The 10,599-nt window shown below is 38.4% G+C and carries 11 protein-coding genes and 1 riboswitch; of the genes, 7 read left to right on the forward strand and 4 right to left on the reverse strand.

Annotated features, from left to right (window positions below):
- Positions 1-68 precede the first annotated feature (68 nt).
- Positions 69-356, forward strand: coding sequence for a hypothetical protein (locus V7137_RS22075; RefSeq protein ID WP_335700062.1), 288 nt, complete (start codon positions 69-71; stop codon positions 354-356).
- Positions 357-490: 134 nt separating this feature from the next.
- On the opposite strand, the gene V7137_RS22080 is transcribed toward V7137_RS22075, so the two are convergent.
- Entirely contained in the window at positions 491-850 is a 360-nt protein-coding gene (locus V7137_RS22080; RefSeq protein ID WP_335700063.1) for a GIY-YIG nuclease family protein, read from the reverse strand.
- A gap of 98 nt (positions 851-948) precedes the next feature.
- Positions 949-1,947, reverse strand: a complete 999-nt coding sequence (locus V7137_RS22085) for an NAD(P)H-dependent flavin oxidoreductase (protein WP_335700064.1) — start codon at positions 1,945-1,947, stop codon at positions 949-951.
- Positions 1,948-2,158: 211 nt separating this feature from the next.
- A riboswitch (purine riboswitch) is annotated at positions 2,159-2,260 on the forward strand.
- A gap of 122 nt (positions 2,261-2,382) precedes the next feature.
- Between V7137_RS22085 and V7137_RS22090 the strand changes: the two genes are divergently transcribed.
- Entirely contained in the window at positions 2,383-2,964 is a 582-nt protein-coding gene (locus V7137_RS22090; protein ID WP_438825625.1) for a xanthine phosphoribosyltransferase, read from the forward strand.
- A complete protein-coding gene (locus V7137_RS22095) occupies positions 2,964-4,265 on the forward strand; it encodes a nucleobase:cation symporter-2 family protein (RefSeq protein ID WP_335700066.1) in 1,302 nt (433 codons plus the stop codon). Before V7137_RS22090 ends, V7137_RS22095 begins: the two co-directional genes overlap by 1 nt.
- Before the next feature lie 165 nt (positions 4,266-4,430).
- Here the strand turns inward: V7137_RS22095 and V7137_RS22100 are convergent, their stop codons facing one another.
- Positions 4,431-4,604 (reverse strand): spore germination protein, encoded by a 174-nt coding sequence (locus V7137_RS22100; protein ID WP_335700067.1) that lies wholly within the window; start codon positions 4,602-4,604, stop codon positions 4,431-4,433.
- 138 nt (positions 4,605-4,742) lie between these two features.
- The gene (locus V7137_RS22105) at positions 4,743-5,222 is read right to left on the reverse strand and encodes a hypothetical protein (protein ID WP_335700068.1); all 480 of its coding nucleotides are present in this window, start codon (positions 5,220-5,222) and stop codon (positions 4,743-4,745) included.
- A 239-nt stretch (positions 5,223-5,461) separates the two neighbouring features.
- Here V7137_RS22105 and V7137_RS22110 point away from each other — a divergent pair, with 239 nt between their 5' ends.
- The 4 genes from V7137_RS22110 (at position 5,462) to V7137_RS22125 (ending at position 10,534) form a co-directional block, all read left to right on the forward strand.
- Entirely contained in the window at positions 5,462-7,015 is a 1,554-nt protein-coding gene (locus V7137_RS22110; protein WP_335700069.1) for an ABC-F family ATP-binding cassette domain-containing protein, read from the forward strand.
- 214 nt (positions 7,016-7,229) lie between these two features.
- On the forward strand, positions 7,230-8,129 hold the full coding sequence (locus V7137_RS22115) for a putative selenate ABC transporter substrate-binding protein (RefSeq protein ID WP_335700070.1): 900 nt from the start codon (positions 7,230-7,232) through the stop codon (positions 8,127-8,129).
- Between the two features lie 13 nt (positions 8,130-8,142).
- Entirely contained in the window at positions 8,143-8,895 is a 753-nt protein-coding gene (locus V7137_RS22120; protein ID WP_335700071.1) for a phosphonate ABC transporter ATP-binding protein, read from the forward strand.
- Between the two features lies 1 nt (position 8,896).
- Positions 8,897-10,534, forward strand: a complete 1,638-nt coding sequence (locus V7137_RS22125) for a PhnE/PtxC family ABC transporter permease (protein WP_335700072.1) — start codon at positions 8,897-8,899, stop codon at positions 10,532-10,534.
- Positions 10,535-10,599 lie beyond the last annotated feature (65 nt).

Below are 10,599 nucleotides of genomic sequence, written 5' to 3' on the forward strand. Positions count from 1 at the left end.
TAATCATACACTTTACGCTATAATGGTTTTTTAATCCCCTCCATCGCAAGAAAGAAAGGATGTCCATTTTGTCATTATTGTATTCTGCACTATATTCACTTTTTGTTGGAGCAATCTTTATTTTATTAATCATTGTCGCTTACGATTTCCTGTACGGAGAAAAAAAAGAAAAGCAAACAAAGAAAATACATAAATATTTTCGAGAAGAGACAATTAAAAAAATCAACGTTCTCGAACATCAACCTCGTAAATATACCATGTACCAAGTTACAACTAATAATGGAGTCCAAAAGATTAAGATGAAGCCTGGTTATAAAGTTATTAAGATGGTCTCAAAGGAAAAACGTAAGAAGTAACTCTCATTTCCCATTATGCGGCATCTCGGTACTTTCTCTTTGAAACATTTCAATAATTCCATTAAAAGACGCTCGGAGTGTTATTACTCAGAGCGTTTTTGTTGATACTTATTCAGATGAAATAATTCAAAATGTTAGTCTTTGGGCAGCTTATTATATCCTCTAACTCCGTAAGGCTGCAAATTCTTCAACCACGGCTTTTCCAATTGCTTAAGTTCCCATCGCTTGTCTGTTGCTTCATCAATTTCTTTTTCCTCGAGCACTTCATAGACGAATGCTCCTTCTCCAAGTTCCTTCCAATCTCTTTGCAATTCGAAGTTGGCGAATCGACCCATGTCAAGTTGACCTCGTAACGTTAGCCATTTATTTTTCAGGTTGAGACAACTGTCAACGTAAATCTTACCGTTAATCGTGTTGATAATTTGATACACTCCCATGTAGGTTTTAATCTGTTTGTATTCCTCTTTTAGTTCCTTACGTCTGTTCTTATCCATACATCTCTCTCCCTTATGAAATCAATCTCTTTCTTAATTTATTTTGATAAAAAAAAGGACCCAAAAGCGAGAGTCCTTTTTCATAAAATGTATTTGAATTAGTTTACTGACACCGAACTCAATTTCCCTGCATTTCGATTGATGTTTTGTACTGCTTCTTTGTATTCTATTTCTAAAGTATTGATTATTTCAGCTGCTGATTCAATTTTATTGATCGCTCCTACACCGTGACCTGCTGACCAAATGTCGCGCCATGCTTTCGCATTTGTTTCCCTTTGCATACTATCAAAGTTTACCTGATCTTTTTTAACGAGTTTCGCTGGGTCCAATCCCGCCTTTTTAATACTAGGTACCAGCATATTGCACATGACGCCGGAGAAAGCATCAGTTAAAATGATATCCTCTTGTGTGGCATCAACGAGCATTTCTCGGTATTCATCATTAGCCATACTTTCGGTCGCTACGATAAACCTTGTTCCCATATAGGCAAGATCCGCTCCCGCCGCTTGGGCAGCTAAAATCCCTTTGCCCGTAGAAATAGAACCCGCAAGGACAATAATTCCATCCCAGAAGGTACGAACCATATCCACGAAGGCAAAGCTGTTAATTTGTCCTGCATGACCACCTGCCCCGCTTGACACCAAAATTAAACCATCAACACCAGCTTCTGCGGCTTTTTTAGCAAATTTCAAATCACTAACATCTGAGAATACGAGTCCACCATATTCATGCACAATATCTACGACTACTTTCGGACTTCCTAAGGAGGTAATCACCAATTGAGGCTGATGCTTTTTAATTAATTCAAGTTCTTCCTTCAGACGGCTGTAAGAGCTATGTACAACCATATTCATTGCCCACGGTGCAATTTTCCGGTCTGGCTCGAGGGCGCGTGCCTCTTCCAACTCTGCATTTAATTGTCCCATCCACTGATCTAATACTTCAATGGGTCTTGCGTTTGGAGCAGGAAAGGAACCAATTACGCCATTTAAGCAACAATTTTTTACGAGTTCAGTGCCTGACACCAAAAACATCGGAGCCGAAATAACAGGCAACTTCAAATGATTCCACCATGATTCTGGAATTGATTTTTTCATTTTCTTCACCCTTTTATATTAGAATTTTCTGAATAAATTATACACTCTAATAATACCTGAAAATGAATGGGTATTCAATCTTTGAGTTAGCCGTTTATTTTCTGCGAATAAACCGTTTACAGTACACGAACGATGCGTGAGAAATAATTTAAAATGTTCGTTTTTCTAAAAAAACTTATTGAATTACTTTTTATCAGCTCGTATAATGTGAATAAATTCATATCGTTTCACTCATATAATCGCGGGAATATGGCCCGCAAGTTTCTACCGGATTGCCGTTAACAATCTGACTATGAGTGGGTAATGCGGAATGGCGCCTCTTTTTTAGATTTGCACCTATTCCTTTTTGGACACGAAGCCCAAAGGTCATTATCTCACTCAATTATTTGTTGTGAGGCAATGACCTTTGGGCTTTTATTATTTAATAAGGGAGTTATCAAACATGAGATTACTAGAAGAGAAAATCAGCTCAGACGNNTTTTAAAGGTCGATTCCTTTTTAAATCATCAAATCGACCCGCAACTAATGCTTGAAATTGGAAAAGAATTTGCAAGGATATTTGCAGATGAAGGCGTTACTAAAATTGTGACGATCGAATCTTCAGGCATTGCACCGGCAGTTATGGCCGGTTTACAAATGAACATCCCTGTCATATTCGCACGTAAAAGAAAATCTTTGACACTTGTCGATGAGTTACTTACGGCGACAGTCCATTCATTTACTAAAAATGAAACAAACGAAATTTCCATTTCCAATAAATATGTAAATGATAGTGATAGAGTCCTCATCATTGATGATTTCCTTGCAAATGGCGAGGCTGCACTTGGTTTAGTAAAAATTGTTCAACAAAGTGGTGCACAGGTAGCAGGAATTGGAATTGTCATCGAGAAATCTTTTCAACATGGAGCACAAAAATTGAAGGATCTGGGTTTTAGGGTTGAATCCTTAGCAAGGATTTCCTCGCTTTCAAAAGGAAAAGTGACATTTATTAATGAGAAAGTAGAGGAAATGATCTAATGAAACAGCATCCTTTTAAAATTGCCTCGTTAGGAATTCAACATGTATTAGCCATGTACGCAGGAGCGGTAATCGTTCCACTAATCGTTGGAGGAGCGCTTAAATTTTCCGGTGAACAATTAACCTACTTGGTATCGATCGATATCTTAATGTGTGGAATTGCGACAATTTTACAGGTTTGGCAAAATCGCTTTTTTGGAATCGGGTTACCGATTGTACTGGGTTGTACATTTACAGCTGTTGGACCAATGATTGCCATTGGTGGTCAATACGGTATTTCTTCCATTTACGGTTCCATTCTTATCTCCGGTATTGTCGTAATTGTTATCTCGCAATTTTTTGGAAAACTAATTAAATTCTTTCCACCCGTTGTTACTGGCTCAGTTGTTACTATTATTGGAATTACACTTATCCCTGTCGCGATGAATAATATCGCTGGCGGTCAAGGCAGCCCTGATTTCGGAAGTATCTCCAATATCAGCCTAGCTTTCGGAACCTTGCTATTTATCATTTTACTTTATCGTTTTACAAAAGGATTTATCCGGTCGATATCAATTTTACTAGGATTAGCTGCGGGAACCATTGTGGCCTCTTTTATGGGAAAGGTCAATTTTACTGCAGTAGCTGACGCATCATGGTTCCACATGGTTAAGCCATTTTATTTTGGTACACCTACCTTTGAATGGACTCCTATTATTACGATGACTCTTGTTGCAATTGTGAGTATGGTAGAATCAACAGGAGTATATTTCGCGCTAAGTGATATCACAGGGAAAAATTTAACAGAGAAGGATTTATCAAAAGGCTATCGTGCTGAAGGTCTTGCAAGTATTATCGGTGCTTTGTTTAATGCTTTCCCCTACACCACCTACTCGCAAAACGTTGGACTCGTCCAGCTTTCTGGTGTAAAAAGCAAAAATGTCATTTATACAATGGGTGGTATGTTAGTATTCCTAGGATTTATCCCGAAAATCGGAGCATTCACTACCGTTATTCCAACGTCTGTGCTTGGCGGTGCAATGGTAACAATGTTCGGAATGGTTATTGCTTATGGAATTAAAATGCTAAGTAAGGTAGATTTTGCTTCACAAGAAAATCTCCTTATCATAGCTTGTTCTGTTGGTATGGGTCTCGGGATAACTGCAGTACCAGATGTATTTTCACATCTTCCCGAGAGTGTAAATATTCTTACAAGCAGTGGGATCGTGTCTGGAAGCCTTACAGCTATATTCTTAAACATTGTTTTCAATGCTAAAAGGACAATAAAGGAAGTAAAAGTAAGTGAGCAAATTACTTCCTAACCCATCATTAATTGAAGCTTAAGTGAAAATCATGTAAAAAGACGATACTTAATCAGGTATCGTCTTTTTACATGATTTTAATAAGGGAATACTAGATGAATTTCAAAAAAAGCAATGCTATTTTAGCATCGGTTTAATCAATTCTAAGATATCAGTTATCGTTCTTTAAGTTGTGGAACTTAATCCAGTAATCGTAGTAATATCTCTGCCTGTATTGCCACCTCCAGAACCTGAGGCTGACTTTGTTACCGATATTGGAGAGATACAAACGGCTCCGCCAAAGTTTACAATACCGCCAGAAATGGTACCGATCGAAATTCCCTCTCGTTTGATTGTCAACCTATCCACCCCTTCCACTGTTTTTTACTAGTATATGGACAAGTTGAGAAAATGGTTTAAGCTTTTCCATTAATAAAAGGAATAACTTTGTCAGTCATCAAAAAAGAGCCGCATCTGCAGCCCTTTCCATCCTATAAATTACGTTTTTTTAGGCTTGCATGCTTTTTTTTCCAGTTTGCAGATCCACTTATAGTACCCTAACAGGATAAGTAAAAGAACCGGATTAATCATCGCTGCATGCCACAATTTCCACCATCCATAGTGAAAATACCCCCAAGGCGCAGGAAGTAAAGTAAGGGCTTCATAGATCAAAATAACAATGACAAATAGAATAAAAAATAAGATTTTCTTAAATACTTTTGAGTTATGAGGGAAAAAATTCAAAAAAATCATGTTTACTGGAGGAACCAAGAAAATATGTGGTAGAAGTCCTGCCCAATCAATTTCTTTGTCAAAATACCAGTATCCTTGGTATTTGAATTCTACAAACAAATCGAAGATGACTTGAAAGGCAATGGTAAAGGTCCAAATATGTACAATTTGATTTTCTGTCAAACGTTTATTTTTTTTAAAAGCGAAATAATTAAATAAGATAATGGCGATAAGTAATCCAATCATATTTTATCCTTTTTTAATTAAAGTGCCCAACTACCTAAGTTATTTATACATCCATCATAAGGATCAAGGCCATCAATTTGGAAGTGTTATATTCAATGAAACTATTCCCTTTTTAAGACAAATTTCATTTTCCAATAAAACTCACAGTAATTTTCATCGTAAAAATATAGTCGAATCCTCAAAAATCTAGTATGATGTACTAATGTATTAATTCTTGAACAAAGCGAGGATTACAAAAAATGAGCTTACTAAACGTTGAAAATTTAAGTCATACATTCGGGGACCGTACTTTATTTAAAGACGTTTCCTTTCGATTATTAGCTGAAGATCATGTTGGCCTTGTTGGTGCTAACGGTGTTGGGAAATCCACTTTAATGAATATCATTACTGGACAATTGATTCATGACAGCGGTCGTGTCGAATGGACACCTGGAGTTCACTACGGGTATTTGGATCAGCATACCGTGCTGACCAAAGGAAGAACCATGCGCGATGTCCTGCGCGACGCGTTCCTCCCTCTTTTTGAAAAAGAAAAAGAATTAAATGAAGTTATTGCCAAAATGGGTGACGCCTCTCCTGAAGAGCTGGAGGTTCTTTTAGAGAAAATGGGTGAAATCCAAGACGTTTTAGATGCTGGCGGCTTCTATTCATTGGATATTAAAATTGAAGAGGCAGCGCGAGGCTTAGGACTCGATGCAATCGGATTAGACCGCGACGTTGCAGCACTTAGCGGTGGACAGCGTACAAAAGTTCTGCTAGCTAAGCTTCTTTTGGAACAACCCAAAGTCCTTTTGCTAGATGAGCCAACCAACTATCTTGATGTAGAACATATCCGTTGGTTACAAAACTACCTAAAAGACTACCCTTATGCGTTTATCTTAATCTCCCATGATACGGAATTTATGAATCAGGTATCCAATGTTATTTTTCAATTGGAATTTTCTAAGCTAACACGTTACACGGCAAGTTATGAAAAGTTCATTGAACTTGCGGAGATCAATAAAAATCAGCATATTAACGCCTATGAGAAGCAAATGGAATTTATCAAAAAACAAGAAGATTTTATTGCGAAAAATAAGGCGCGCTATTCGACAACTGGCCGAGCAAAAAGCCGTCAAAAACAGCTGGATCGGATCGAACGAATTGATCGTCCGGAAACTGCCTTGAAGCCAACCTTTGGATTTAAGGAGTCACGCAGCAGCAGCCGTTATGTTTTTGAAGCGAAAGATTTAGAAATTGGTTACTCTGAGCCACTTCTCCCAAAAATGAATATGACGATTGAACGTGGTGAAAAAGTAGCCATCATTGGTTGTAACGGTGTCGGTAAATCGACCCTTCTTAAAACGATGCTTGGAAAAATCGATCCAATTAATGGAAAAGTTGAACGCGGCGATTTCCTCTTCCCTTCTTATTTTGAACAAGAAGTTAAAGCTGGTGGAATTACACCAATCGAAGATGTTTGGAATTCCTTCCCATCAATGGATCAAAATCAAGTTCGCGCAGCGCTTGCCCGCTGTGGATTGAAAAATGATCACATCTCTCGTCCTATGAATCAATTGAGCGGTGGAGAACAAGCTAAGGTCCGACTATGTAAGCTGATGATGACGGAAAGTAACTGGATCTTATTCGATGAACCAACAAACCACCTTGATATTGATGCGAAAGCCGAACTCAAACGAGCGCTCAAAGAATACAAAGGAACAGTTGTACTAGTCTGCCACGAACCCGACTTTTATGAGGATTGGATAACAAAAGTGTGGAATGTCGAAGAATGGTCACAAATAACGGTTTAAGAGCCTTAACAGAAACCCTTGCTTCCGGGCAAGGGTTTTTCTTGATGTCATTGGTAGTATAGTGTATTTCCGTATGTTATCCTTATCGAAAAAAACGATAATTATAGATAGTTTATATCGATTTAATGAATTTATTAATAAAAACCAGTTCAGTATAATTCTAAAAGTACAGAGATATTACAGAATTCAAATATACAACTAAGGTGGAATTATTATGAAAAAATGGGTATCAGCTCTTATTCTTGTTATACTTGTGTTTTCTTTAGCTGCATGCGGGCAAACTGAAAAAAATACAGGAGATGTCAAGAAAGAAACGACAACAAAAGAAGTCTTTAAAATTGGTGCCATTCCTGATCAGAATGCTGCAGATTTAGAAAAAGGAATGACAGCGGTAGCTAAATATCTTAGCGAAAAGACTGGGATGAAAGTGGAATTTGTACCGTCAGTAGATTACGCAGCACTAGTGACTGCTTTCCAACGTGGTGAAATCCATATGGCTTGGTTTGGTGGATTAACAAGTGTACAAGCTAGAAACCTTGTCCCTGATGCAGAGTCGATCGTTCAACGACCACGTGATGCTGAGTTCCATTCTGTATTTATTACTCAATCATCAGAAAATATCAGCAAGCTGGAAGATCTAAAAGGAAAGTCCTTTACTTTTGGCAGTGAAAGTTCAACATCCGGCCATTTAATGCCACGTTACTTTTTAACAGAAGCCGGAATTGATGCAAATAAAGACTTCGATGGCAAACCTAATTTCTCTGGGTCACATGATACAACCTACAAGTTAGTTGAATCGGGTGCCTTTAAAGCAGGTGCATTAAATGAAGCTGTTTGGGAAGCTGCAGTAAAAGAAGGAAAAGTCGATACGAATAAAGTGAAAGTTTTTTACACAACTCCTGCTTACTATGACTATAACTGGACAATCAATAGTAATGTCGAGGATGTCTTTGGTAAAGGAACAAAGCAAAAAGTAAAAGACGCCCTTCTATCCATTACTGGCGACCAAAAGGATATTGCGGATTTATTCCAAACTGACAGCTTTGTTGGAACAAATAACGATAATTACAAAAAGATTGAAAAGGTAGCGAAAGATTTACAGATTATTAAGTAGTAGGTGGCTTAAAATGTCTTCAAAAACTATGATTGAAGCAATAAATATATCGAAACAATTTGAGCGGAAGATAGCCTTATCTTCCCTTTCTTTTTCTATTAAGCAAGGCGATTTGGTTGCGTTAATTGGACCAAGCGGTGCCGGAAAAACAACATTATTAAATTCCATAGCAGGACTTGTGCCTATCCAAAGTGGGGAGCTTTTAATTGACAGCGACCCGATAGCAACCTACAAAAAAGGCAAAAAATTTGCTAAAAAAGTTGGAGTGATTCGCCAACAATTTGATTTGATTGGGTCTATTGCAGTAATCCACAATGTTCTCGCAGGTCGATTAGCTGACTGGAGCGTTTTCAAATCCCTCTTCTCTTTGCTAATCCCACAAGAAAAAGAAGTTGCATTGAATGCACTTGAAAAAGTTGGTCTGGCAGATAAAATATACGACATCACATCCACTTTATCTGGAGGCGAAATGCAGCGGGTTGCCATGGCAAGATTAATGGTTCAAAATCCGGAAGTCATTTTAGCTGATGAACCAGTGGCCTCACTTGACCCGGCACGGGCCGAAGATGTTTTAGCCATGCTGATCAAAATCGTTTCTGAGCAAAAACAAACGTTAATAGCTAGTTTACATTCAGTCGAATATGCACGAAAATATTTTACTAGGATCATAGCCCTTAAAAATGGGGAAATCCTTTTTGATTTGCCATCTGAAAACGTAACAGATAATTTGTTAACTGACCTTTATCGAATAAAGGAGCAAGGGTAAGATGTGGCGACAATCATCAGTATTAGGCCGGTATAATCGCGTCATTCTTACGTTGCTATTGATAGCCGTTTTCGTTTGGAGTTTGTTTTCCATACAGTGGAGTGCCGACCTTTTTCATGCCGGTGGAATTCCAACCATGCTGCAAATATTTGAAGGACTGATTCAACCTGATTTGTCAATAGAGGTATTAACGAAAGGGCTTGAATCCGCCTGGATAACACTCGCGTATGCTGTTGCCGGAATGTCTCTTGCCCTTATTTATGCATTCATTGTCGGGGTTCTTGCATCTGGAGTGTTAACATCAAGACAGGTGGCTCGATTAACATCAAAAATATGCTTTAGGGGAATTTTAGGATTTACTCGTTCGATTCATGAATTAATATGGGCATGGCTATTCGTTGCGGCTGTTGGCCTCTCCCCTTATGCTGCTATATTTGCCCTAGCTATTCCATACGGGGGAATCCTTGGCCGTATTTTTGCAGATATGTTAAATGATGTACCTGCACGGCCAATCACCGCTTTAAGATCATCAGGAGCATCAAAACTTCAAATCCTAATTTATGGCTATTTTCCATTGGTTTGGGCAGACATGATCAGCTATACAATGTACCGATTTGAATGTGCCATTCGCTCTTCGGCCATTATGAGTTTTGTCGGCCTCGGAGGTCTAGGTTACCAAATTCAATTATCACTCGCAGATTTAAAATATGATCAAGTTTGGACCTATGTGTATTTTCTAATTGGGTTGGTTCTATTGGTAGATTTATGGAGTAATTACGTCAGAAAAGGATTAACGGAGAGAAAAAGACATAAGGGTTTCAGTCATGGCTGGCTTTATGTCCTCTTCACCCTGCTGTTAATTATTTGTTCTTGGAGGTTTATCACGGTAGCAGAGAATGCTCAATTATTTGATTTATTGTCTAATAAGAATATTGAATTTGCAAAAAAGTTCTTTGGTGGTTTAATTGGTTTAAACGATAAGCATCCTGCCTTCTTTAATGCTGGCAACTGGAGTTCTGCACTGAAACTCACCCTTGAAACGCTGGAAATGAGTATCATGGCGATTGGGTTTGCAACCATTGCTGCTTTCTTAACGGTGATTCCAGCGGCTAGAAATATCGCAAATGGGAGATTAACCTCATCAAAGAAATGGTATAGTTGGATTCTTTATGGGCTTGTCCGCATCATCTATATCTTTTCCCGATCTGTTCCTGAGTTAGTTTGGGCAATGATGATTATTTTTATTTTTAAACCAGGCTTATTGCCTGGCGCAATCGCCCTTGCACTCCATAACTTTGGAATACTTGGTAAGCTCTGGGCAGAAGTGATTGAGGATATGGATCCGCGTCCAATACGGAACTTAGCATCTGCAGGTGCATCGAAAATCCAAATCTTCTTCTACGGGATCCTGCCAACGGTCTTACCTAGATTTCTCACGTATATCCTTTATCGCTGGGAGGTTATTATGAGAACCACCATAGTGGTTGGTTTTGTCGGAGCAGGCGGACTTGGGATGGAGTTTAAGCTATCAATGAGCTATTTCCAATATACACAGATCACCTTGTTGCTGCTTTGTTATATGATCTTAGTCATAATCGCTGATTTTGCATCAGAAAGTACGAGAAAAGCCGTAAAATAAGGAATGTCGTCATGAAAGCCGATGAAGGACAAAACTGGTTGGAATAAAGATGAAATGTCTTTCAT

The sequence above is a fragment of the Neobacillus drentensis genome (assembly GCF_036962765.1).
Taxonomy (GTDB): domain Bacteria; phylum Bacillota; class Bacilli; order Bacillales; family Cytobacillaceae; genus Neobacillus; species Neobacillus drentensis_C.